Consider the following 23,134-nt stretch of genomic DNA (forward strand, 5'->3'; position numbering starts at 1 on the left):
GTCTCTAGGCCGCCGTCGGGCCCGAGCTGCCCGGGCTGGCGTGCCAGAGCCGGCGGGGCGGGTCGGCGATGGCGGGGGGCAGATCGGCGTAGGGCGACAGGCGGTAGCCGTTGGCGTACTCGATGGGGCGGCCGCCGACGCCGGCCGGCTCCTCCGCGGTGTGGCCGAGGACGGCGCGGACCGCCTCGATCCCCTGGGAGCGCCAGAGCGCGTCCAGGTCGGTCAGGTTCCAGCAGTCGACGGCCCGCATCGACACCGCCCGTGTCCCCGTGCGCCTGACCACCCCCCTGGCCAGCATGAGCCACGAGCCGAACACGATCGAGGCGCAGCGCCCCTGCACCGACTCGAAGAACGTCAGGTCGATCGGGCCCGTCGAGTCGTCGAGCGTGGTGAAGATGACGCGCTGGCCCGAGCGCACGGCGGGCGTCTGGGTCGCCACCTTGACCCCCGCGACCAGGATCTCCGCCCCGTTGCGCTGGGCGAGCAGATCTCTGGAACGTACCACCCCGAGGGCGTCGAGCAGCTCGTCGTGGAAGCTGATGATGTGCCGGCTGATGTCGATGCCGAGGATCTCCAGCTCGGCCTCGACCATCTCCGTCTCCGTCATCTCCGGCAGTTCCCCCGGCGGCAGGTGCTCGCTGAAGCCGAGCGGGAGCTGCACGGCCGCGGCCCGGGGCGGCTCGGGCCGCGAGGAGACGGACATGTGCGAGCTGTAGCGCCTGGACTTGCGCGGGCCCGCCTGCACGCCGATCGCCGAGGCCCGGTCGAGCGCCCCCACCTGGGCGATCAGGTCGCGCCTGGTCAGCTCGCCGGGGCGCCAGCGGGGCCCGCCGGGGCGCAGGTCGTGCAGCGCGTCCAGGCCGCCCACCTGGACGATGCGCTCGATCGTGGGCCGCGAGGGCCGGGCGCGGTCCCAGAAGTCGGCCAGCGACGTGTACGGCTGCCCCGCCACCATGCGCTCCACCTCCGCCTCGCTCACCCCCTTGATCGCCGAGAACGGCACGCGCAGCGCGTAGCCCCTGCCGATCTCCCCGATCCTGAACTCCCTGCGCGGCCGGGCGCCTTCGAGCGCGGCCGGCCGCACGCGCACCTGGACGCGTGGCCCGAGCCGTTCGACCCGCCAGTCCTTGCCCGACTTGTTGATGTCCAGCGGCAGGATCTTCACCCCGCACTGCCGGGCCTCGTCGATGATGACCCGCGGCGGGTACATGCCGGGCTCGTGCGTGAGCACCCCGGCGAAGAACGCCGCCGCGTGGTGCCGCTTGAGCCAGGCCGACTGGTAGGTGGGCAGCGCGAACGCCGCCGCGTGCGCCTTGCAGAACCCGAACGCCCCGAACGCGTCCAGCACCCGCCACGCCCGGTCCACGGCCGCGTCGTCGAACCCGTTGGCCCTGGCCATGGGCACGAACGTCCTGCGCACCCGCTCGCGCCCCTCCGAGGTGTCGAGCGTGCGCCGCAGCTTCTCGGCGAACGACAGGTCGCGCCCGGTCATCACCGAGACGATCTTCAGGACCTGCTCGTGGAACACCACGACGCCGTGCGTCTCGTTCAGCGCCTCGCGAAGCCTCTCGTGCGGATAGTACGGCTGCCGCCACCCGTGCCGGGCCTCCAGATAGGGCGTGACCATGTCGGAGTTGACCGGCCCCGGCCTGAACAGCGAGATGTCCACGATCAGGTCGTGCATCCTGCGCGGCTCCAGCTTGGCCACCAGCTCGCGCTGGCCCGGCGACTCGATCTGGAAGCAGCCCAGGGTGCGGGCGGCGCAGATCATGTCGTAGGTCTCCTGGTCGTCGTGGGACACGTACTGGATCTGGGGGTCGTCGCCGTTCTGGGCGTCCAGCTCGACCACGACGTCGTCCACGCGCTTGATCTCGCTCAGCGCGTACGCCAGCGCGGACTGCATCCGCACCCCCAGCACGTCGAGCTTGAGCAGCCCGGCCTCCTCCACGTCGTCCTTGTCGAACTGCGACATCGGGAACTCCAGCAGGCTGCGCTCCACCGGCGTCCTGTCGCGCAGCCCCGAGTTGCCGATCAGCACGCCGCACGGGTGCAGCGCGATGTGCCTGGGCAGGCCGTCGAGCTTCTCGGCCAGCCGGAACACCCGCTCGAGGCCGGCGTCCCCGAGGCGGCTCTCGCGCAGCTCGGGCAGGTCGTCGAGGGAGGCGGTGATCTGCCTGGCCCTGATGTGCGGGAACGCCTTCGCGATCGCGTCGATCTCGTGCGGCGGCAGGCCCATCGCCCCGGCCACGTCGCGGATCGCGCTGCGCGCCCGGTAGGTCTCCATCATGGACACGCAGGCCACGCGGGCCTCGCCGTAACGTTCGAAGATGGCCTGGTAGCAGTCGAGCCGGCGGGCCGACTCCACGTCCACGTCGATGTCGGGCAGCCCGATGCGGCCCTCGGACAGGAAGCGCTCCATGAGCAGGCCGTGTTCGAGCGGATCGACCTCGCCGATGCCGATGAGGTAGTTGACCAGGCTGCCGGCGCCCGAGCCGCGGATGGCGCAGCGGATGCCCATGCCGCGGATCATGTCGGTGATGCCGGCCACGGCGATGAAATATCCGGACAGGCGCTTGCGCTCGATGATCGCCATCTCGTCCCGCAGACGCGCCCTGGCGTCGCCCGAGCGGTCGAGGCCGCGCCGGGCCAGCCCGTCCTCGACGCGGTGGCGCAGCAGCGGCACCGGGTCGCGGCCGATCTCGGGCAGGTTCAGGCTGGGCGGGTCGTTCTTGAGCGCGAGCAGGTCGAGCGGCTCCATCGAGCACGCCTCGGCCAGCCGCCTGGTGGTGTGGAGCAGCCGCGAGACCCGCTCCTGGTCCGCGCCGCACACCTTGGCCGCCACCTGCCACATCTCCTTGGTGCTCTTGAGATAGGCGTGGGAGGTGGTGCGCTCCAGGTGGCGCGGGTGCAGCGGGACGAGCTGGCGGGCCGCGTCGAGCACGTCGCCCACCTGGTGGTCGGCCGGGTCGAGGTAGCGCGCCGCGTTGGTGAGCACGGCGGGCACGCCCATGGACTCGGCCAGGCCGAGCATGCGCACGGCCGTGATGGCGTCGCGGAAGCCGTACTGGTCGACCAGCTCGATCACCACGCCGGGCACCGCCGCGCGCCAGAGGCCGAGCAGCGTCCTGGCCTGCTCGTCGCGCCGCTCGGCCACCGCGCGGCCCACGTCGGACCGGGGGCCGAGCAGCACCACGAGCCCGTCCTCGGCGCCGAACCCGTGCTCGCCGGGACCGCCCGCCCATTCGCCGACGAGCTCGCGGGTCACCTTGGGCGCGCCGCGCTCGCCCGTGTGGTGGGCGGCCGTGACCAGGCGGCACAGGCGGGACCAGCCCTTCCCGCGGGACAGCACCGTGACACGGTCTTCGGCGTTCGGGCCGGTCCGCGGGCGGGGCGGGCGGAGCCCCGGCACCGGGGTGAAGGCGGAGGCGGGGGCGTCGAGCGCCAGGTTCACGCCGAGCACCGGGGCGATCCCGGCCTCCGCGCACGCCTGGGCGTGCTTGATCGCGCCATAGAGACCGTCGCGGTCGGTCAGCGCCAGGATGTCCATCCCGTGCTCCACCGCCCGGCTCACCAGCGCTCGCGGGAACGCGGTGCCGTAGCGCATGGAGTAGGCGGAGCACACGTTGAGGTGCGGGAACGGGGGCGCCATCAGTCCCACGCCCGCAACAGCAGCCAGCCGTTGCCGGCGGTGTCGTAACGCAGCTCGTAGGAGCCCGACTCGCGCCCGGGACTGGCCTCCACCCGCCAGAACCGGCGCTCGCCGGGATCAGCCTCACTGGTCTTCCACCACTCGCGCGCGACCACCCAGTGGTCGAGGACACGGCGGACGAGGTAGAGCCGGTCGCGCCAGACGAACTGGGCAGGCTCACCGTCCCGGGTCCACACCTCTATCGGATCGCCATAGAGTCTGCTCAAGACGCTTCTCCCCGCGGCTCTGGTCCGTATGCTGAGCCACCCGGGGGAAGACGGGCGCTATGAATCGAACATATGTTCTCAGAGCCCGAAACGCAAGTCGCCGGCCTGCCGCACGAGGGGGTTGGCCCCGATCGAGTTGCGGATGCTGAAGGCCACGCTGCCCGCCCGGTAACGGTCGTCGGACGACTCCACCGGCCTGCCCTCGTGCGTGGTCGTCACACGTCTCTGCCGCAGGAGCGGGCTGCCCCTGCGGACGCCCAGCAGCCGGGCGTCCTCGGCCCCGGCGGGCACGGCGTCGATGAGGTGCTCGCCGTAGGCGAACACGAGGCCGACGGCGGCGTACAGGGCCTCCGTGACGGACTCGCAGTCGGCGGGGAGGCGCTCCACGGCGCCGGCCACCCACTCGGCGTAGACCGTGCGCTCGAGGAGCACGGGCTCGCCCTCCAGCGAGCGCAGGCGCAGCACCTCCAGCACCTCGCCGGACCCCAGCCTGGCGGCCTCGGCGCCGCTGGCGGGCCTGCGCCGCTGGCCGATCACCTCGCCGCCGAAGCGGTAGCCGTTCGAGCGGGCCCACTGGGCGAAGCTGTGCAGTTCGGCGAAGCTCTGGCTGCGCGTGGTGCCGAGCACGATGCGCCGGGCACCCTGGCGGGAACCGACCAGGCCCTCCGCGGCCAGCACGGCCACCGCCTGCCGTACGGTGCCGCGCGCCGCCCGGAAGCGCCCGGCCAGCTCCGCCTCGCTGGGGAGCTGGGAACCGACCGGATGAGCGCCCGAGAGGATCTCGTCCCGTAACTCATCGGCGATCAGTTCATAGCGCGCAACCATCCTCACCATCCCTATTCACGAAAGAGCAATGTTTATGCGACTTACTGGTGCTCGCTTGTTTGTACAAGTTCCCCTACGTTCTTTCCACACCCCCTGGAAAGTGGAGGCGTCGTGTTCACACCTCGCGCCCGCGCGGCCGGCGTTGTCGCAGTCCTAACCGTAGTCACCGCGGCGTGCGGCGCCGCTCCGAGCACCCAGCAGACCACTCAGGCGTCACAAGGCGGGGTGAACGCGGCCACCGCCACCTCCGCCGCCGATTTCGGAGGTCTCGACAAGCTCGTCGAAGCCGCCAAGAAGGAGGGCGACCTCCACGTCATCGCCCTTCCGCCCGACTGGGCCAACTACGGCGAGATCATCGAGAAGTTCCAGGCCAAGTACGGCATCAAGATCGAGAGCGAGACCCCCGACGCGGCCAGCGCCGACGAGATCAACGCGGTCAAGACCCGCAAGGGCCAGGACCGCGCCCCCGACGTGCTCGACCTGGGCCAGTCGTTCGCGATCAGCGGCGCCAAGGAGGGCCTGTTCGCGCCGTACAAGGTGCAGACGTTCGACAAGATCCCCGAGGGCCAGAAGGAGCCGGCCGGGCTCTGGGTCAACGACTACGGCGGCTACGTGTCCATCGGGTGCGACGCCAAGAAGATCAAGACGTGCCCGACGAGCTTCGCCGACCTGCTCAAGCCCGACTACAAGGGCCAGGTCGCGATGAACGGCAACCCGATCGAGTCGGGCTCGGCCTTCGCCGGCGTGTACGCCGCCGCCCTGGCCAACGGCGGCTCCTTCGACGACATCCAGCCCGGGATCGACTTCTTCAAGAAGCTCAAGGAGGCCGGCAACTACAACCCGGTCGAGACCACGCCCGCGACCATCGAGCGGGGCGAGACCAAGATCAGCATTGACTGGGACTACAACAACGCCGCCTACGCGCCCCAGATGGCCGCCAAGGGCCTCGACTGGAAGGTGAACGTGCCCTCCGACGGCAAGTACTTCCAGATGTACGCCCAGGCCATCAACAAGGACGCCCCGCACCCGGCCGCCGCCCGGCTGTGGCAGGAGTACCTCTACAGCGCCGAGGGCCAGAACCTCTACCTCAAGGGCTTCGCCCGGCCCGTCCTGCTGCCCGCGATGACCACCGACGGCAGCGTGGACAAGACGCTGGCCGACAAGCTGCCCTCGGTCGAGGGCACGCCCACCTTCCCGGCGCCCGAGCAGGTCGACGCGGCCAAGGCCAAGCTGGCCACCGGCTGGGACGCCGCGATCTCGGGATGAGCCGCTCCCGCTCACGGGGCCGGCTCGGCGCGCTGCCGCTGCTGGCGTTCTTCGCGCTCGTGTTCGGCGTCCCCGCCGTCGCCCTGGTGGCGGGGGCGTTCACGGTGCAGGGACGGCCGAGCCTGGCCAACCTGTCGCAGAGCCTCCAGGGCGGCTACCTCACCGCCATGATCGGCAGCGTCAAGCTGTCGGCCATGGTGGCGCTGCTGGGGGCCGTCCTGGGCACGTTCCTCGCCCAGGCCGTCGTCACCTCGCGCCGCGCGCTGCTGCGCGAGGCGGTGCTCACCGCGTCCGGCGTGCTGGCCAACTTCGGCGGGGTGCCGCTGGCGTTCTTCTGGATCGCCACCCTCGGCAACTCCGGCGTGGTCAGCGGCCTGATGGGGCTGCCGTCCGGCTCCCTGTACACGTACTGGGGGCTGGTCATCGTCTACCTGTACTTCTCGATCCCGCTGATGGTGCTGGTCATGGCGCCGGCGCTGGACGGCCTGCGGCCGCAGTGGCGCGAGGCGGCGGCCAACAGCGGGGCCACGTCCTGGCACTACTGGCGCTTCGTCGCGCTGCCGGTGCTGGCGCCCGCCATGCTCGGCGGCGTGGTGCTGCTGTTCGGGTCGGCCTTCTCCGCGTACGCCACCGCCAACGCCATGGTCGGGACCGTCGTCCCGCTCGTCACACTGAAGATCGCCAGTGCGCTCACCGGCGACGTGCTGATCGGCTACGAGAACATCGCGCTGGCGCTCAGCCTCGACATGGTCGTGGTCGCCGGGCTCGTGATGGCGATCTACCTGCCGCTGCAGAGGAGGACCTCCCGATGGTTGCACTGACCGGGCTGGAACGTGTCTCCGGGGCCGCCACCCGCCCCCGGGCGTGGCGCGGCGTGGTGTTCCTGCTGGCGGGGGCCTACTTCCTGATCCCCCTCTGCACCTCCTTCTGGTACACGGTCTACACGCCGACCGTGGGCGTGTCGCCGGCCGCGTACGGCGAGCTGCTCACGGCCGACGGCTTCGTGCGCTCGCTGTCGCTCTCGCTCGGGCTGGCCGTGGCCACGATCGCGCTGGTGCTGCTGCTGGCGCTGCCCGCGATGCTGGCCGTGCGGCTGTTCGCGCCACGGCTGCGGCCGGTGATGGAGGTGCTGTGCACGCTGCCGCTGGTGGTGCCGCCGATCACGTTCGTGGCGGGGATCGGGACGTCCCTGCGCATCGGGACGGAGGTGCTGGCCCCGACGCCGTTCTGGGCCACGCTGATCGCGGTGCAGGACCCGGCGTTCCCGGTCGTGCTGGTGCTGGCGTACATGGTGCTGGTGCTGCCGTTCGTGTACCGGTCGCTGGACGCGGGGCTGCGCACGATGGACGTGCGGACGCTGGTGGAGGCGGCCCGCAATCTGGGGGCCTCGTGGCCGTACGTGCTGGTCAGGGTCATCGTCCCGAACCTGCGCTCGGCCCTGGCCAGCGCGTCGTTCCTGACGCTGGCCCTGGTGCTGGGCGAGTACACGGTCGCGAGCCTGCTGGGCTATGAGCCGTTCGCGGTGTGGATCGTGACCGTCTCGGGCTCCAAGGGTCAGCTCTCGGTCGCGGTGTCGATCCTCAGCCTGCTGCTCATCTGGCTGCTGTTGCTGGCCGTCTCTACGGTGTTCGGTAAGGAGAAGGGGAAATGACCGCATCGGTGGAGTTCCGCGGGCTGCGGCGGGTGTTCGGCAAGACGGTCGCGCTCGACGGCCTCGACCTGCTCATCGCGCCCGGGGAGCTGGTCGCCCTGCTCGGCCCCTCCGGCTGCGGCAAGACGACGGCGCTGCGGTGCGTGGCCGGGTTCGAGCGGCCGGACTCCGGGGCGGTGCTCGTCGACGGCAAGGACATCACGGACGTGCCGGCCAGCAAACGGGACGCGGGGATGGTCTTCCAGTCGTACTCGCTCTTCCCCAACCTGAACGCCCGCGACAACGTCGCCTTCGGCCTGCGCGTGCGCAAGGTCCCGGTGGCCACCAGACGGGCGAGGGCGGACGAACTGCTCGAACTCGTCGGCCTGCCCACCCACGCCGACCGCTACCCGCACCAGCTCTCCGGCGGCCAGCAGCAGCGTGTCGCCCTGGCCCGCGCGCTCGCCCTGGAGCCGCGCGTCCTGCTCCTGGACGAGCCGCTGTCGGCCCTGGACGCCAAAGTACGCGTGGCGCTGCGCGAGGAGATCCGCCGTCTCCAGCTCGACCTGGGCATCACCACCATCTTCGTCACCCACGACCAGGAGGAGGCCCTGTCGATCGCCGACCAGGTGGCGGTGCTGCGCGACGGGCGGCTCGAGCAGGTGGGCCCACCCGCCGAGGTCTACGACCGGCCGGCCACGCCGTTCGTGGCGGAGTTCGTGGGCACCATGAACCACCTGGCCGGGCGCGTGTCGGGCGGCCAGGTGACGGTGCTCGGCCAGCTCCTGCCGGTGGACGGGCCGGCGCCCGCGGACCCGTCCGTGGACGTGCTGATCCGCCCTGAGGCGGTCCAGGTCGTGCCGTCGCCCGACGGGCCCTCCCAGGTGCTGGCGGCCTCCTTCCGTGGCTCCTCCGTGCGGCTCAGGCTCGCCGTGGAGGGCGGTGAGGTCCTGGCGGACGTGCCCGGCCACGAGGCGGTGCGGCTCGGGCCGGGGACGCGCGTCACGGTGCGCCTGGTGGAGCGGCCCGTCCTGGTGGCGGCCCGCACGGTCACCGTCCCCGCGCCCGTCGTGGCCGTCGATGCCGTCTGACGTTCCCGAGGCGGTCCTGCTGGACATGGACGGCACGCTGGTGGACACCGAGGGGCTCTGGTGGCGGGCGGTCTCCGGCGTCGCCCGCTCCCTCGGGCGTCCGCTGTCGCCGGCCGACGTCCCGTACGTCCACGGGCGCACGATCGAGGACGTGGCCGCCCACCTGGGCGAACCCGGGCTGGCCGGCCGCCTCACCGACGCCTTCGCCGACCTCGTCCGGCGGGAGCTGGCCGTCATGCCGGGCGCGCCGGAGCTCCTGTCCGGGCTGGCCGCCACCGCCATCCCCACGGCCCTGGTCAGCGCCTCGCCGCGGCGCATCGTGGAGCTGGTGCTGCCTCGGCTCGGGCACGCGTTCGACCTGGTCATCGCCAACGAGGACACGCCCAGGGGGAAGCCGTGGCCGGATCCGTACCTGGAGGCGGCGCGGCGGCTGGGGGCGGCCCCCGGGCGGTGCGTGGCCGTCGAGGACAGCCCGGCGGGAATCGCGGCGGCCAGGGCGGCCGGGTGCCGGGTCCTGGTGGTGTCGCCGCACGAGGGCCTGCCCACGTTCGAGGGGGTGCTCGATGCGGCGATTTCCGCCGGGGACTGACGCTGATCTGCGGCGAGCGGCCCCGTATCGGTAAGCTGACCCGCCGTGAGCGGTGAAACCTCCCACATCGGGCGCTACAGGCTGCTTGGCGTGCTGGGGCGAGGCGGGATGGGCACGGTCCATCTCGCCGAGGATCCCGCTGGGCAACGGGTCGCCGTCAAGGTGATCAATCCGGAGCTCAGCCAGCACGAGCAGTTCCGCATGCGTTTTCGCAGGGAGGCGGACGCGGCGCGGCGGGTGCGCAGGTTCTGCACCGCCGCCGTGCTCGAGGCCGCGCTCGAGGGCGGCCAGCTCTATGTGGTGACCGAATACGTGCCGGGGCCGAACCTCGAGGAGGCCGTACGCCAGTCCGGGCCCCTGCGCGGCTCCAGCCTCGACGCGCTGGCCGTCAGCGTGGCCACGGCGCTCACCGCCATCCACGGCGCCGGGGTCGTGCACCGGGATCTCAAGCCGTCGAATGTGCTGCTGTCGCCCGTCGGGCCGCGGGTGATCGACTTCGGCATCGCGCGGGCGCTCGACACGCTCGGCGGCGTCACCGGCACCGGCGAGCTGGTCGGCACGCCTCGATACATGGCGCCCGAGGTGCTGCGGGGCGAGCCGGTCTCCCCCGCGTGCGACGTGTTCTCGTGGGGCTGCCTGGTGGCGTTCGCGGCCAGCGGACGGGCGCCGTTCGGCGGGGACACGCTGCCGTCGATCGTGTACCAGGTGCTCAACGCCGAGCCCGACCTCAGCGCCGTCGAGCCGGGGCTGCGGGAGCCGGTCAGGGCCGCGCTGGACAAGAATCCCGCCGCCCGGCCGACCGCGCAGCAACTGCTCGACCAGCTCGTGGGGCGGGCGGCCGGGCCTGAGCAGGCGGCGCAGACCGCGCAGGTGACCTGGCAGCAGTCGTACGCCAGCGCTCCGCCCAGGAAACCGCACCGGGGCAGGCTGTACGCGAGCCTCGCGGCGGCCACCGCCGTGCTGGTGGCCGGGGGCGTGACCGCCTGGGCCCTGCTGACGCCGAGCGGGCCGCCCAACGACGTGGCCGTCCTCTACCGCGAGGACTTCACGCAGACCTCCGGCGGCTGGAGCGGCGTCTACGACACCGAGGACTCGGCCAGCTACGGCTATCGCACGGACGGGACGTACGGGCTGGACGTGGAGGACGGATACGAGGAGCGGCGGGCCAAGGCGCCCATCCCCTTCCTCGTCGCCACACCCACGACCACGCCCGACCCGTCGGCCACGCCCACGCCGATGCTGCCGTCGTCGGTCGTGGTCGCCGTCACCGCCGAGGTCAAGAAGTCCACCGGGACGGGCGAATACGGCGTCTACTGCCATGACGTCAACGATGACGACACCTATTACGAGTTCGCGCTGGACACCAAGGGCATGGCCAGGATCCGGCGCATCGTGGACGGGGCCGGGGGGACGCTGGCCCAGCCCGTACAGGTGGAGGGGTTGCCCGGCAAGGCGCGCGTGGTGGCGTCGTGCGAGCAGGCCGGGAGTGTGGTGCGGCTGACGATGTGGGTGAACGACGAGCGGGTGCACCAGGTGGAGGATCCGAACGGGCTGGGGAACGGGTTCGTGGGGGTGTTCGCGCGTACGGCCAAGGACGGCGACTCGCTGCTGAAGACGACGTTCGACGACTTCGAGCTACGCGGGCAGAAGGAGCCGTGAGACCCGCGTCCTCACCCGGAGGGCGGCAGGCTTGAGACGGCTTCCGAGGACTCCCGCCTTGGAACGCCCCGGAAACCCGTGCCCGAGGACTGCTCAGGACCTCTGCCTTTAGGACCGCTCAGAGGACCTCTGCCTTTAGGACCGCTCAGAGGGCCTCTGCCTTGGGGCCGCTGTTCGGAGGACCCCTGCCTTAGAGCTGCTGCTCGGAGGATGCTCCGGCTTGGGGCTGGTCAGAGGACTCCTGCGCGGGCGGCGGCCAGGGCGGCGTCGGCGGCGCGGTCGGCGTCCTGCTCGGTCACCGGCTCGTGCGCGACGAACAGCCGGTAGTAGACGGGGGCGACCGCGACCCTGATCACCTCTTCGACGTCGACGACGTCGGGCAGCTCACCGCGCTCGACCGCCCGCCGCACCACCGCGGCCGACTGCTCGTGCCGGGCCACGAAGAACTCGTGCAGCGCCTTGGCGGCGGCGGGATTCTGTACGGCCGCCGCCACGAACGCCGACGACACCGGACCCAGCTCCGGATCGTCGAACCCACTCCGGACGAGCTGGACGATCCCCCGCAGATCACCCTCGATCGAGCCGGTGTCGGGGATGGGCCACGGCTCGTCCCTGGCCAGCTCGAGAGCGTCGGAGATCAGCCCTTCGACGCCGCCCCAGCGCCGGTAGACCGTCGTCTTGTGCACACCCGACCGCTCGGCCACGCTCTCCACGGTCAGGCCGGAATAGCCCTGCTCGGCCAGCTCGGCGAGCGTGGCCTGCCGCACGGCGTCCCTGACCCGCGCGCTCCGCCCTCCCGGGCGCTTCTGAGACTCCAAAAACTACTCCAGTTGCGTTAGTCACCTCAGCATGGCAAGCTAACGCTACAACAGTTGCGATTGGAGTTCCATCCTGACCAGCCTTCGGAGAGTTTCCAAGTCCTACGGCGAGCGCGCCGTCCTCACCGACGTGTCCATGTCCGTGGGGCCGGGCGAGCGAGTGGGCATCGTCGGCGAGAACGGCTCGGGCAAGTCCACGCTGCTCCGCCTCCTGGCCGGAGTCGAGCGGCCCGACGACGGCGAGGTGCGGGTGGCCGACGACCTCGGCCACCTCGGGCAGACGCTCGCCCTGCCGCTCGAGCACACCGTCCAGCAGGCGATCGACGCCGCCCTGGCCGGCCTGCGCGCCATGGAGCACCGGATGCGCGAGCTGGAGTCGGCACTGACGGAGGAGGCCACCGAGGAGGCCATGAAGGAGGCCATGGACGAATACGGCGAGCTGCTGGCGGCCTACGAGCTGCGCGGCGGCTACGAGGCCGACGCGCGGGTCGACAAGGCGTTCCACGGCCTGGGCCTGGCCCACGTGGGCCGGGAGCGGCCGCTGTCGAGCCTTTCCGGCGGGGAGCGGGCGCGCCTGGGCCTGGCCTGCGTGCTGGCCGCCGCGCCCCGGGTTCTGCTGCTCGACGAGCCCACCAACCACCTCGACGAGGCGGCGCTGACCTGGCTCGAGACCCGGCTGCGCGAGCACCGGGGCGCGGTCGCCGTGGTGTCGCACGACCGTGTCTTCCTCGATCGGGTGGCCACGGCGATCCTCGAGGTCGAGCAGGGCTCCGTCACCCGCTTCGGCGGCGGCTACACCGGCTTCCTCGCGGCCAAGGCGGCGGCCAGGGCGCGCTGGGAGCAGGCCCATGCGGCGTGGTGCGAGGAGGTGCGGCAGGTCCGCGAGCACGCGGCCACCACCGCCCGCCGGGTCGCGGCCGGGCGGGTGATGCGCGACAACAACAAGATGGCCTACGACCGCAATGCCGGGCGGGTGCAGAGCTCGGTGGCCGCCCGCGTCCGCAACGCCCACGAACGGCTCCGCCGCCTGGAAGCCGACCCGGTGCCACGCCCACCGGATCCCCTGCGCTTCCACGGCGCGTTCGACGTGCTCGACGGGAGCGACGGGGGCGACGCGTTCGACGGCGGCGATGGGCTCGCCGAGGGCGACGGCGGCTACGGGAGCGAGGGGCCCGCCGAGGGCGCCGGGAGCTACGGAGGCGAGGGGCCCGCGGCTCCGGAGCCGGAGGCCGGGCCCCGGGTGCTGGTGGAGTTGCGTGACGTCACAGTGGGCGACCGGTTGCGGGTCGGCAAGCTGACGATCAAGGCCGGCGAGCGACTGCTGGTCCGAGGAGCCAACGGGGCGGGCAAGTCCACGCTGCTGCGGGTGATCGCCGAACAGGCCCGGGGCAGGGTGGGTCACCTGGCCCAGGAGGTCACGTTCGACCCCGACCTGACCGTGCTGGCCGCGTACGGTGGCGTGGGTTACCCCGACGAGCGCAGGGCGGCGCTGCTGCGTACCGGCCTGTTCAGGCCCTCGGCGCTCGACCAGAGGGTGGGCACGCTCTCGGTCGGCCAGCAACGTCGACTGGCCCTGGCCACACTCCTGGCCCGCCCCTACGACCTGCTGCTGCTCGACGAGCCGACGAACCACCTCTCACCGGTGCTGGCCGAGGAGTTGGAGCGGGCCCTCGACGACTATCGCGGCGCCCTCGTCGTGGTCTCCCACGACCGAGCCCTCACCGGTGGCTTCCGTGGCACCGAGATCGAGATGACGGAAGGCCACATCCGTTGACCACCACCCCACCCACCCCCCGAACCCGCACCTCTCGGATCCACCTCCATCAACCAACACCCCGGCTCACCGACATTCCCCACCCGAACCCACGCCCCTCGGCACGACCTCCATTGACTGACACCCCAGCTTGCCGACAGTCCCCACCCAAACCCACCCCTCCAGAGCACCTTCGTCAACCAACACCCAGCTCGCCGACGTTCTGGCCCGAACCCTCGCCCCTCAGCACCACCTCCATCAACCAACACCCCAGCTTGCCGACGTTCCCCGACCGAGCCCACGGCCCCTCGCTCTCATCTCCGCCGGAGCGCCTTGGCTTGCCGTCGTCGTTCCCCACCCGAACCCACATCCCACGGGACCACATCCATCGGCCGACACCCGGCTTACCGATATTCACCCTGCCTCGTGGAAGGAGCATCCATTGACCGAGACCCCGGCGAACCGGCATTCCAGAACTCTCGAAGGGACACATATGTTGACCATGATCGGCGAAGGCGCACCATACGGCGTCGCCACCGCACCGGATGGGGCCTTGTGGTTCACGCTCGTCCATCAGGGGCGGGTCGGCAGGATGGTGCCCGGCCAGGATCCGGTGATCCACCAGCTCGAACCGGCCGACGGGCTGCCGACGGTGATCACGCCGGGCCCTGACGGGGCAATGTGGTTCACGGAGTCGAAAGGCGGCCGAGTCTGCCGCATCACCGCCGACGGGCAAACGACGGCCTATCCGATGACCTCTCCATACGGAATCGTGGCGGGGCCTGACAAAGCCATGTGGATCACTCTGATGGAGCCCGGCAAGATCGGCCGCATCGGGGCCGACGGGGTGGTGACGGAGTTCGAGGTGCCGGTGGAGGGTGGCATGCCCTCCTTCATCACGGCGGGTCCCGACGACGCCCTCTGGTTCACCCTCAACCAGGGCAACGCCATCGGGCGCATCTCACTGTCGGGTGAGGTGAGCGTCCATCCGCTTCCCACGGAGGGTGCGGGGCCGGTGGGCATCGCGCCGGGGCCGGACGGAGCGCTCTGGTTCGTGGAGATCGGTGCGGGCCAGATCGGGCGGATCGACACATCGGGAAAGATCACCGAATACCCCCTTCCCGATCGGGCCGCACGACCGCACGCGATCATCACGGGCCCCGACGGCGCCCTCTGGTTCACCGAATGGGCCGCCAACCGCCTGGGCCGCATCACCACCGACGGGGCCATTGAGGAGCACCCGTTGCCGAGCGTGCCGGGCAAGGGCGACGACACCCCAAAGGCCGAACCTCACGGGCTGACGGTCGGGCCTGACGGGGCAATCTGGGTGGCCTTGGAGGCGGGTGCCTTGGCGCGCATGAGCTGACGTCTGATCCGAAAGCAACGATCCAGGTATCACCGGCACCCCTGCACATGGGCGGAAGCGGGGCTATGACGTGCGCGAGGGCAGAGCTGTGGCGAGGGTGGAAGTGAGGGCTTGGGGCGTAGCGGGGGCGGGGTGGTGGCGAGGGTGGGAACCGAGGTTAAGGCTTAGGTGGGGATGGTGGCGAGGGTGGGAGCCAGGGTTGAGGCTTAGGTGGAGGTGGGAGCTGAGGTTGGGGCCTAGGTGGGGCGGGGCTGTGGTGGGGGTGGGTGGCAGGCGTCGGTGGCTGGGGGGTTGACTAGGGGCATGCATGCCATCATCGTCTCCGCCCAGGGCGGCCCAGAGGTTCTCGAGTACGTCGAGCGTCCCGATCCAGTGCCAGGTGAGGGTGAGGTGGTGGTCGACGTCGCCGCCAGCGGGGTCAACTTCATCGACATCTACCACCGCTCCGGCGCCTACCCCCTCAACCTGCCCACCTCCATCGGCTCCGAAGGAGCGGGGACGGTGTCGGCCGTGGGGCCGGGGGTGCGGGACGTTGCCGTGGGAGACGTCGTCGCCTGGGCGAGCGTGCTCGGGAGCTATACCGAGAAGGCCGTCGTACCGGCCGATCGGGTGGTGCCGGTGCCGGAAGGCGTACCGGCCGAGGTGGCGGCGGCGGCGATGCTGCAGGGGATGACGGCCCACTACCTCACCCACTCCACCTACAACGTACGCGAGGGCGATCAGGTGCTCGTGCACGCCGGTGCGGGCGGCATGGGTCAGTTGCTGATCCAGCTCGCCAAGCTCAAGGGCGCCACGGTCTACACCACGGTCTCCACCGAGGAGAAGGGCAAGCTGGCCCGGGAGGCCGGCGCCGACGAGGTGCTGGGGTATGACGACGTCGCGCAGGCCCTGAGCGGCAAGATCCACGTCGTGTACGACGGGGTCGGCAAGACCACGTTCGACGGCGGCCTCGTGGCGCTGCGCCCGCGCGGCCTCATGGCCCTGTACGGCGCCGCCAGCGGCCCCGTCCCCCCGGTCGACCCCCAGGTGCTCAACAAGCAGGGCTCGCTCTTCCTCACCAGGCCCACGCTCGTGCACTACATCGCCGCACGTGAGGAGCTGCTCCAGCGCGCCTCCGACCTGTTCGGCTGGATCGCCTCGGGTCAGCTCGCGATCAATATCTCGCACCGCTACCCGCTGGCCGACGCCCGCCAGGCCCACGAGGATCTGGCTGGCCGGCGTACCACTGGGAAGCTGCTCCTCATACCCTGACCTTCATGGACATCGCAGGATCAATTTGGTCGTTCGCTGCCGTGGCGGCTCTGCTCACGCTCACCCCCGGCCTCGACACGGCCCTCATCCTGCGGACGTCGTTGCTGGCGGGCCGACGCCCGGCGTGGGGAGTCACGCTGGGCATCCAGCTCGGCACGCTCGTCTGGGGCGTGCTGACGGCGGCCGGCCTGTCGGCGCTCCTGGCCGCCTCGCAGCTCGCGTACGACGTTCTGCGCTGGGCCGGGGCGGCGTACCTGGTGTGGATGGGTTTGCGCATGCTCCTGGCCCGGTCGTCCGGGGCGCAGGAGGTCGCGGAGGGGCAGGAGGTCCGGTTCGGTACGGGGTTCCGGCGCGGGCTGGTCACGAACCTGCTCAACCCCAAGGTGGGGGCGTTCTATGTGGCCATGCTGCCGCAGTTCATCCCCGAGGGGGCGCCGCATGCCTTGATGGGGCTGGCGCTGGCCGGGGTGCATGTGGCCGAGGGGCTGGTGTGGAGTGTGGCGCTGATCGGGTTCGCCTCGTTGATGAGCGGGTTCCTGCGGTCGCCGGTCGTGCGCCGGGTCCTTGACCGGGTGACCGGGGTGGTGATCGTGGGGTTCGGGGTGCGACTGGCCGTTAGCGACTGAGTCGGCACGTTCTTCCGCGGGCGGCACGTTCTTCCACGGGCGGCACGTTCTTCCGTGATCGGCACGTCCGTTCGGCGGTGGCTCCGGCGGGGTCGGCCTATCTCGTTCAGGACGACGGCGGCGGTGGAGCTAGCTTGGGGCAGCCTCTCGGTGTCCGGCGGTGGGCTTTGAAGTGGGCCTTCGGGTCCGGTGGTGGGAGCTCGGGGCTGTTCATCGGTGTGCGGCTGTGGCTTGGGGTCGGCTCCCAGTGTGCGGGTGGCGAAGTTCGGGTCAGCTCCCCGGGGTCTGGTGGCGGGAGCTCGGGTCCGCTTCTCGGCGTGCGGCAGTGATTCGGGGCGGCTCCCCCGGTGGACGGCTGGTGGAAGTCGGGGGCGGCTCCCGGGGTCCGGTGGTGAAGGATCGGGTCCGTTTTCCGTGGCTTGGGGCGGCTTGCCGGTGTGTGGCGGGTGGGGGTCGGGTGGTTTCCGGGGCTGGTGGTTGGAGTTCGGGGAGCGATTGGTGGTGGGGTGGGGTTGCTCTTGATCGGTTTTGCTCGGGGCTCTTTTGTGGGGGCAGGGGGTGGGGCGGGTTGGGACGTGTTTTGCTTCCGGGACACGGCGACGAGAGGGTGAAGGGTGTGGAGACCGCGTTCGTGCTCGGTGGCGGCGGTGTGCTCGGTGCACATGAGGTGGGCATGCTGCAGGCGCTCGACGAGGCGGGCGTGCGGCCCGACATGGTGGTGGGCACGTCCATCGGGGCGCTGAACGGGGCGGTCATCGCCGCCGCGCCCACCGAGGCGGTCGAGAGGCTGACGTCGTTGTGGCGTTCCGACGTCGTACGTACGGCCTTCGCCGGTTCCTGGGTGGCCCGGTTGTCCACGCTGGCCAGGACCGGCACCCACCTGCACCCGAGCGGGCCATTGCGTGCGGTTCTGAGCGAGACCGTGCGGGTTTCGCGGATCGAGGAGCTGGAGGTGCCGTTCCAGTGTGTGGCGGCCTCGGTCGAGCGGGCGGCGGCGCACTGGTTCACCGGTGGGCCGCTGGTGGACGCGGTGCTGGCCTCGTGCGCGGTGCCGGGGTTGCTGCCGCCCGTCGTGATCGGCGGTGAGCACTTCTACGACGGCGGCCTGGTGCACAGCATCCCGATCGGGCGGGCCGTACGGCTCGGGGCCAAGCGGGTCTTCGTGCTGCACGTCGGCCGCATCGAACGTCCCCTGTCGCCGCCACGGCGGTTCTGGGAGGTGGGCATGGTGGCGTTCGAGATCGCGCGCCGCCACCGGTTCGCCGAGGACCTGGCCACGCTGCCGCCCGGCGTGGAGGTGCACGTGCTGCCGGCCGGGCTCACCGAACCGCTCTCGCCACTGCGCTACCGCGACGTGTCGCAGATCTCGGCCTGTATCGATCGGGCGTACGAGGCGTCTTCCCGCTACCTGCGTAACAGGAGAACATGAGGACAGTCCTCTGAGGGAGGCCGCGTTGCTCCCACCGCGATTCCTGCGCCGGCTCGTCTTCGCTCCTCTGGTCATCGTCGCGACCGTGTTCATGCTGGTGACGCTGCCGCTCTGGCTCGTCGTCACGGCCGCCGCCTCCATGCGCCTGCCGCCGCCGCAGCGCAGGGGGCCGCGGTTCGTCTGGTTCGGGGTGGCGTGGCTGACCCTGGAGTCGGCCGTGCTGATCGCCTGCCTCTGGCTGTGGCTGGTCGGCGGAGCCCGGGGCCAGGAGCGGCATTACGCGCTGATCGAGTGGTTCCTGTCGAAGGTGTACGCGGCCGCGGTGCGGATCTTCCGGCTCACCGTGGACATCGAGGAGCCAGAGCCCACGCACCAGGAGCAATCGGCCCGGCTGACCCGGCCGATCATCGTGCTGTCCCGGCACGCGGGGCCGGGCGACTCGTTCCTGTTGATCTTCCATTTGCTTGACCGCTACCGGCGGCGGCCCCGGATCGTCATGAAGGCCGCCCTCCAGTACGACCCCTCGCTGGACGTGATCATCAACCGGCTCCCGAATGCGTTCGTGTCGCGCAAGGGCGGACATGGGCGGACCATCGAGGAGATCGAGCGCCTGTCGGAGACGATGGGCGAGCGCGACGCGCTGGTGATCTTTCCCGAGGGCGGGAACTTCACCCCGCGTCGCCGCCGGCTCGCGATCAGGCGGCTGGAGGAGAAGGGGCTGGAGGAGGAGGCGGAGCGGGCACGCGGCATGGACCACCTGCTCCCGCCCCGTCCGAACGGCGCCATCGCGGCCATCGAGTCCTGCCCTGCGGCGGACGTGATCTTCGTGGCGCACACCGGGCTCGACGACCTCATCACGCCGGCGGATATCTGGCGCAAGCTTCCCTATAGCGCGCATATCACTGCGAAGTGGTGGCGGGTGCCCGCCGCCGAGGTGCCCCGGCGCCGGGAGGAGCGGATCCGCTGGCTGTTCGACCACTGGGAGCAGATCGACGCCTGGATCAGCGCCCAACGCCTGGCCCGCACCCGCTGACCGGGCACACTCGGCCAGGGCGGTGGGTGGGCGGTTCAGGGCACTTCAGGCGGTCCGCGCGTGAGCCGCGAGAGCCCAGTGGCCATGAGTGCCCAGTGCTCATGAGTGCCCAGTGCCCATGAGCCTCCAGTGGCCATGAGGCGCAGGGTGCGGCGCAGGGCCGAGGAAGTCGGGCGGTGGCCGGTATCCGAAGACGCCAGGTGCTCAGGTGGTGGTCGGAAAGATGTTGGGGCGGGTGGGGTGTGTGGTTGTGATGATGCCCGAAAGCCCCACCGACGGGGGCGGTGACCGGAAAGCCCTCAAATGTGCGGGTGGTGCCGCGAAAACCCTGGGAGTACAGGTAGGTGCCCCGACGGCCTTGGCAGCGCAGTGAGCGTCCCCGAGGGTCTGGGGGGTCGGGGGGGTGTTCGGGAAGCCGTCCGTGGGTGCGTGGTGTGCGGGGATGCGTGGTGTGCGGGGATGCGTGGCGTGCGGGGATGCGTGGCGTGCGGGGGTGTCAGTGGGTGAGGGGGTGGTCTGGGGCAGGGGGTGGGGGGCCGGGGGGCAGGGTTGGGGCGGGGGGTGGGCCGTGTTCGATGAGGTGGAGCAGGGCGTTCGTGTCGAGATGGTGCTCGACCAGGTCCCCGAGCGCGTCCAGCCGCTCCTCCCGCAGCCCGGCGAAGTCCGTGTCGGGCGCCGGTACGAAGTCGCGCCCCGCCCGCCCCGCCACGTCCGCCAGGAAGGCCCGCCGGAACCCGTCGTTCTCCAGGGCGCCGTGCCACGTGGTGCCCCAGACGTCGCCGGCCCGGCATCCGTCGAGGAACGGCTCGCCCCCGTCCACCGACGCCACCCCATGGTGGATCTCGTACGCCCGCACCGGCTCCCCGTAAGCCACGCCCTCGGGCCGCCCCAGCCGCTTCTCCGGCACGAACTCCACCCGCACCGGCAGCATCCCGAGCCCTTCGACCCGCCCCGCCCCCGACTCCACCTCGTCCACGATCTCCCGCCCGAGCATCTGGAACCCCCCGCAAATACCCAGTACGGGCCCCTTCCGGTCGCGGATCGCCGCCGCCAGCCCGCTCTCGCGCAGCCACGTCAGGTCGCTGACCGTGGCCCGTGAGCCCGGCAGCACGACCAGGTCGGCGTCGTCCAGCTCGGCCGGGCCGGTCACGAAGCGGACCACGACGCCCGGCTCGGCGGCCAGCGCGTCGAGGTCGGTGAAGTTCGAGATCCGCGGCAGCCGGACGACCGCGACCCGGAGGGTCTGCCTGCCGTGCGGAGCGCGTACGGCGACCCTGCGGTTGTCGAGGGCCAGTGAGTCCTCGACGTCCAGCCAGAGCCCGTCGAGCCAGGGCAGTACGCCGTACACGTCGCGGCCGGTGAGCCGTCTGAGCATGTCGAGGCCGGGCTCCAGGAGCTCCCGCGCGCCCCGGAACTTGTTCACGACAAATCCGGAAATGTGGGATTGGTCAGCCGCGTCCAGGAGGCCCACCGTGCCGTAGAACGCGGCGAACACCCCTCCCCTGTCGATGTCGCCCACCACGATCACGGGCAGGTTCGCGGCCCTGGCCAGGCCCATGTTGGCGATGTCGCCGCGGCGCAGGTTGATCTCGGCCGGGCTGCCCGCGCCCTCGCACACCACCACGTCGTACTGCTTCCTGAGCCGCCCCAGCGCCTCCAGCGCCGTGGCGCGCAGCAGGTCCTTCAGCGCGCCGTACTCCATGGCGTCCACGTCCGCGATCGGGCGGCCCATGAGGACGACCTGGCTGCGGCGGTCGCTGCCCGGCTTGAGCAGGATCGGGTTCATGTCGGCGACGGGCTCGAGGTAACTGGCCTGCGCCTGCGCGACCTGGGCCCGGCCGATCTCGGCGCCGTCGGCGGTGACGTACGAGTTGAGCGACATGTTCTGGGCCTTGAAGGGCGCGACCCTGACTCCCTGACGGGCGAGCCAGCGGCAGATGCCGGCGGTGACCACGCTCTTGCCCGCGTCGGACGTGGTGCCCGCGACGAGGAGTGCCCCCTTGACCATGGGATCACCGTACCGGAGCACATACGACGAAATTTCGCAGTAATCCCCCATTTACGAACGCTGTGACTTCTGCCACTCTGGCTAGAACAATGCCCTAGAACGCAATTCTAGATTTCCCTAGTGAAAGGGTGGGCATGGTCGGGACGTTGGGTTCGCCGCGCACAGGAACCATCGACGCGCAGTCCCGCGCGCCATTCGGCTGGGCACCGCTGGTCGTGCTCTTCATCGTCGGACTAGTGGATCGCATCGAGCACAACCTCCTGTCGGGTGTGCTGCCGCTCATCCAGAAGGAATGGGGCTTCAGCGACACCGCCGCCGGCTCCATCCCGACGGCCGCCGCCCTGGCCGCCGCCGTCGTGGCCCTGCCCGCCGGCTATCTGGCGGACCGGTTCAGCCGGACCCGCATCATCGCGGTGGTCGTCTTCGTCTGGGCGATCGCCACCCTGGGCTCCGGCCTGGCCACCGGCTTCGCGATCTTCTACATGATGCGGGTGCTGCTGGCGGCGGCCGAGAACATCGACAACCCGGCCGCGGGCAGCCTGCTCGCCGACTACTACCCGCCCGCCAGCCGGGCCAAGGCGTACGGGCTCACGCGCGTCACCACGTACCTGGGCGGCGTCGGCACCGTGCTCGGCGGGGTGCTGGCCGAGGCGTTCTCGTGGCGTACGGCGTTCCTCATCATGGTCGTCCCCGGAGTGCTCACGGCCCTGCTCGTCTGGTTCCTGCGCGAGCCGCGCCGCGGCGAGCTGGACCGGCTGGTGGCCACGGGCGACGCGGCGCCCCCCACCTCGCCCGCCGCGCCGAAGCCCGAGGTGAAACCGCCGTTCTGGGGCCAGTTCCGCCAGGTGATGTCCATCCCGACCCTGATCTTCGTCTGCGTCGGGCTGTCCTTCCTCACCCTCGGCCTGGCCGGGATCTTCTTCTGGCTGCCCACGCTCATGGTGCGCGACTTCGGCGTCAGCGTGGGCACGGCCGCCTCGCTGAGCGGCCTGATCACCATCGCCGGCACGCTCACCGGCACCCTGGTCGGCTCGTGGCTGGGACGGAAGTGGCACGGCACGCGCAAGGGCGGCCGGCTGCTGGCGGGCGGCGGCGGCATCACCGCCGGCTCGCTGGTGCTGGCGGCGGCGCTGTCCATGGACTCGATCGCCGCCCTGACCGTCCTCGTGCTGGTGGCCTGCTCGCTCATGTCGATCGCGATCCCCAACATGACGGCCTGCCTGGCGGACGTCGTACCGGCCTCTTCGCGCGGCCTCGGCTTCGCCATCCTGCAGTTGCTCATCACGGCCGGCGGCGCGTTCGGCTCGCTGGTCGTGGGCATCGCCTCGGATCAGCTCGGCTCCCTGCTGTCCGGGATGTTCATCCTGATCATCCCCATGGTCGTGGGCGGTCTGCTCACGCTGGGGGCCAGGGCGTCGTTCGAACGCGACGCGCGCAAGGTGCTGGAGGACGCCGGTCGCTGAGCGGCCACGGCGTCCGCGGGCCGCGCGCGGGGCTCATCCTTGCGGCGGCCTGCGCCGCGCCTGCTCCTCCTCATAGGACTGCTGCTGCTCAGAAGGCGGGGACTGCTGGGACGGCGGCGGCTGTTGCTGCTGGTAGGGCGGCTGCTGTTGGGACGGCGGCGTCTGCTGAGAGGGCGGCGTCTGCCGCTGCCCGGTCTCAGGGTCGACGGTCCCACCGCCGTAGCGACGCTGCACGGAGTCCACACCCTTGGTGATCTGATCGTCGTACTTGTGCCCGGTCCGCTCCTTGGCGAACTGCTCGGCACGGTCCATCACCTGGTCGGCCTGCTTGGAGTGCCCTCTGGCCAGGTCTTCGGCCTTCTTCAGCCATTCTGCGATACGGCCCATCACCCTTCTCCGTTTCTTCAGGCTA

Annotated in this window: 19 protein-coding genes; 13 read left to right on the plus strand and 6 right to left on the minus strand. The window is 71.2% G+C overall.

From position 1 onward, the window contains the following. Window positions 1–4: 4 nt before the first annotated feature. The 3 genes from dnaE to AB0I15_RS24180 form a co-directional block, all read right to left on the minus strand. Window positions 5–3,649: a DNA polymerase III subunit alpha gene (gene dnaE / locus AB0I15_RS24170; RefSeq protein ID WP_358099736.1), complete on the minus strand. Its 3,645-nt coding sequence runs from the start codon at window positions 3,647–3,649 to the stop codon at window positions 5–7. Beyond that, window positions 3,649–3,915 (minus strand): DUF6504 family protein, encoded by a 267-nt coding sequence (locus AB0I15_RS24175; protein WP_358099478.1) that lies wholly within the window; start codon window positions 3,913–3,915, stop codon window positions 3,649–3,651. Before AB0I15_RS24175 ends, dnaE begins: the two co-directional genes overlap by 1 nt. 78 nt (window positions 3,916–3,993) lie before the next feature. After that, on the minus strand, window positions 3,994–4,740 hold the full coding sequence (locus tag AB0I15_RS24180; RefSeq protein WP_358099481.1) for a GntR family transcriptional regulator: 747 nt from the start codon (window positions 4,738–4,740) through the stop codon (window positions 3,994–3,996). Between the two features lie 225 nt (window positions 4,741–4,965). Here AB0I15_RS24180 and AB0I15_RS24185 point away from each other — a divergent pair, with 225 nt between their 5' ends. The 6 genes from AB0I15_RS24185 to AB0I15_RS24210 are packed head-to-tail and all read left to right on the plus strand — an operon-like array spanning window position 4,966 to window position 10,975. Further along, window positions 4,966–6,006, plus strand: coding sequence for an extracellular solute-binding protein (locus AB0I15_RS24185; protein ID WP_358099484.1), 1,041 nt, complete (start codon window positions 4,966–4,968; stop codon window positions 6,004–6,006). Continuing rightward, window positions 6,003–6,827 carry an ABC transporter permease subunit gene (locus AB0I15_RS24190; protein ID WP_358099487.1) on the plus strand — a complete coding sequence of 275 codons (825 nt, stop codon included), beginning with the start codon at window positions 6,003–6,005 and terminating at the stop codon, window positions 6,825–6,827. Before AB0I15_RS24185 ends, AB0I15_RS24190 begins: the two co-directional genes overlap by 4 nt. Next, window positions 6,815–7,657 carry an ABC transporter permease subunit gene (locus AB0I15_RS24195; protein WP_358099490.1) on the plus strand — a complete coding sequence of 281 codons (843 nt, stop codon included), beginning with the start codon at window positions 6,815–6,817 and terminating at the stop codon, window positions 7,655–7,657. Before AB0I15_RS24190 ends, AB0I15_RS24195 begins: the two co-directional genes overlap by 13 nt. After that, window positions 7,654–8,727, plus strand: a complete 1,074-nt coding sequence (locus AB0I15_RS24200; protein ID WP_358099493.1) for an ABC transporter ATP-binding protein — start codon at window positions 7,654–7,656, stop codon at window positions 8,725–8,727. Before AB0I15_RS24195 ends, AB0I15_RS24200 begins: the two co-directional genes overlap by 4 nt. Beyond that, on the plus strand, window positions 8,717–9,316 hold the full coding sequence (locus AB0I15_RS24205; RefSeq protein ID WP_358099496.1) for an HAD family phosphatase: 600 nt from the start codon (window positions 8,717–8,719) through the stop codon (window positions 9,314–9,316). The genes AB0I15_RS24200 and AB0I15_RS24205 overlap by 11 nt, the downstream gene beginning before the upstream one ends. Before the next feature lie 45 nt (window positions 9,317–9,361). After that, the gene (locus AB0I15_RS24210) at window positions 9,362–10,975 is read left to right on the plus strand and encodes a serine/threonine-protein kinase (RefSeq protein ID WP_358099499.1); all 1,614 of its coding nucleotides are present in this window, start codon (window positions 9,362–9,364) and stop codon (window positions 10,973–10,975) included. 230 nt (window positions 10,976–11,205) lie between these two features. Here the strand turns inward: AB0I15_RS24210 and AB0I15_RS24215 are convergent, their stop codons facing one another. Beyond that, window positions 11,206–11,793, minus strand: coding sequence for a TetR/AcrR family transcriptional regulator (locus AB0I15_RS24215; RefSeq protein ID WP_358099501.1), 588 nt, complete (start codon window positions 11,791–11,793; stop codon window positions 11,206–11,208). Between the two features lie 130 nt (window positions 11,794–11,923). Between AB0I15_RS24215 and AB0I15_RS24220 the strand changes: the two genes are divergently transcribed. The 6 genes from AB0I15_RS24220 (at window position 11,924) to AB0I15_RS24245 (ending at window position 19,251) form a co-directional block, all read left to right on the plus strand. Then, window positions 11,924–13,567 (plus strand): ABC-F family ATP-binding cassette domain-containing protein, encoded by a 1,644-nt coding sequence (locus tag AB0I15_RS24220; RefSeq protein ID WP_358099504.1) that lies wholly within the window; start codon window positions 11,924–11,926, stop codon window positions 13,565–13,567. A 421-nt stretch (window positions 13,568–13,988) separates the two neighbouring features. Beyond that, the gene (locus AB0I15_RS24225; RefSeq protein WP_358099506.1) at window positions 13,989–14,912 is read left to right on the plus strand and encodes a virginiamycin B lyase; all 924 of its coding nucleotides are present in this window, start codon (window positions 13,989–13,991) and stop codon (window positions 14,910–14,912) included. A 303-nt stretch (window positions 14,913–15,215) separates the two neighbouring features. Next, window positions 15,216–16,163 (plus strand): quinone oxidoreductase, encoded by a 948-nt coding sequence (locus AB0I15_RS24230; protein ID WP_358099509.1) that lies wholly within the window; start codon window positions 15,216–15,218, stop codon window positions 16,161–16,163. A 41-nt stretch (window positions 16,164–16,204) separates the two neighbouring features. Continuing rightward, complete coding sequence (locus AB0I15_RS24235) at window positions 16,205–16,789, plus strand: LysE family translocator (protein WP_358099511.1); 585 nt, start codon at window positions 16,205–16,207, stop codon at window positions 16,787–16,789. A 616-nt stretch (window positions 16,790–17,405) separates the two neighbouring features. Continuing rightward, on the plus strand, window positions 17,406–18,218 hold the full coding sequence (locus tag AB0I15_RS24240; protein WP_358099514.1) for a patatin-like phospholipase family protein: 813 nt from the start codon (window positions 17,406–17,408) through the stop codon (window positions 18,216–18,218). 25 nt (window positions 18,219–18,243) lie between these two features. Beyond that, window positions 18,244–19,251: a 1-acyl-sn-glycerol-3-phosphate acyltransferase gene (locus tag AB0I15_RS24245; RefSeq protein WP_358099517.1), complete on the plus strand. Its 1,008-nt coding sequence runs from the start codon at window positions 18,244–18,246 to the stop codon at window positions 19,249–19,251. 496 nt (window positions 19,252–19,747) lie between these two features. Here AB0I15_RS24245 and AB0I15_RS24250 read toward each other — a convergent pair whose 3' ends face one another. Next, the gene (locus AB0I15_RS24250) at window positions 19,748–21,259 is read right to left on the minus strand and encodes a cobyric acid synthase (RefSeq protein WP_358099520.1); all 1,512 of its coding nucleotides are present in this window, start codon (window positions 21,257–21,259) and stop codon (window positions 19,748–19,750) included. A 134-nt stretch (window positions 21,260–21,393) separates the two neighbouring features. Here AB0I15_RS24250 and AB0I15_RS24255 point away from each other — a divergent pair, with 134 nt between their 5' ends. Beyond that, complete coding sequence (locus AB0I15_RS24255) at window positions 21,394–22,722, plus strand: MFS transporter (RefSeq protein WP_358099523.1); 1,329 nt, start codon at window positions 21,394–21,396, stop codon at window positions 22,720–22,722. 33 nt (window positions 22,723–22,755) lie between these two features. Here AB0I15_RS24255 and AB0I15_RS24260 read toward each other — a convergent pair whose 3' ends face one another. Then, a complete protein-coding gene (locus AB0I15_RS24260; RefSeq protein ID WP_358099526.1) occupies window positions 22,756–23,109 on the minus strand; it encodes an antitoxin in 354 nt (117 codons plus the stop codon). Window positions 23,110–23,134: the final 25 nt, after the last annotated feature.

The organism is Nonomuraea sp. NPDC050643 (genome assembly GCF_040654715.1).
Taxonomy (GTDB): domain Bacteria; phylum Actinomycetota; class Actinomycetes; order Streptosporangiales; family Streptosporangiaceae; genus Nonomuraea.

Coding starts and splice junctions, on each gene's coding strand:
- AB0I15_RS24260 (WP_358099526.1), bottom strand. CDS start 23,109: ATGGGCCGTATCGCAGAATGGCTGAAGAAGGCCGAAGACCTGGCCAGA.
- AB0I15_RS24255 (WP_358099523.1), top strand. CDS start 21,394: ATGGTCGGGACGTTGGGTTCGCCGCGCACAGGAACCATCGACGCGCAG.
- AB0I15_RS24200 (WP_358099493.1), top strand. CDS start 7,654: ATGACCGCATCGGTGGAGTTCCGCGGGCTGCGGCGGGTGTTCGGCAAG.
- AB0I15_RS24190 (WP_358099487.1), top strand. CDS start 6,003: ATGAGCCGCTCCCGCTCACGGGGCCGGCTCGGCGCGCTGCCGCTGCTG.
- AB0I15_RS24230 (WP_358099509.1), top strand. CDS start 15,216: ATGCATGCCATCATCGTCTCCGCCCAGGGCGGCCCAGAGGTTCTCGAG.
- dnaE (WP_358099736.1), bottom strand. CDS start 3,649: ATGGCGCCCCCGTTCCCGCACCTCAACGTGTGCTCCGCCTACTCCATG.
- AB0I15_RS24180 (WP_358099481.1), bottom strand. CDS start 4,740: ATGGTTGCGCGCTATGAACTGATCGCCGATGAGTTACGGGACGAGATC.
- AB0I15_RS24195 (WP_358099490.1), top strand. CDS start 6,815: ATGGTTGCACTGACCGGGCTGGAACGTGTCTCCGGGGCCGCCACCCGC.
- AB0I15_RS24205 (WP_358099496.1), top strand. CDS start 8,717: ATGCCGTCTGACGTTCCCGAGGCGGTCCTGCTGGACATGGACGGCACG.
- AB0I15_RS24250 (WP_358099520.1), bottom strand. CDS start 21,259: ATGGTCAAGGGGGCACTCCTCGTCGCGGGCACCACGTCCGACGCGGGC.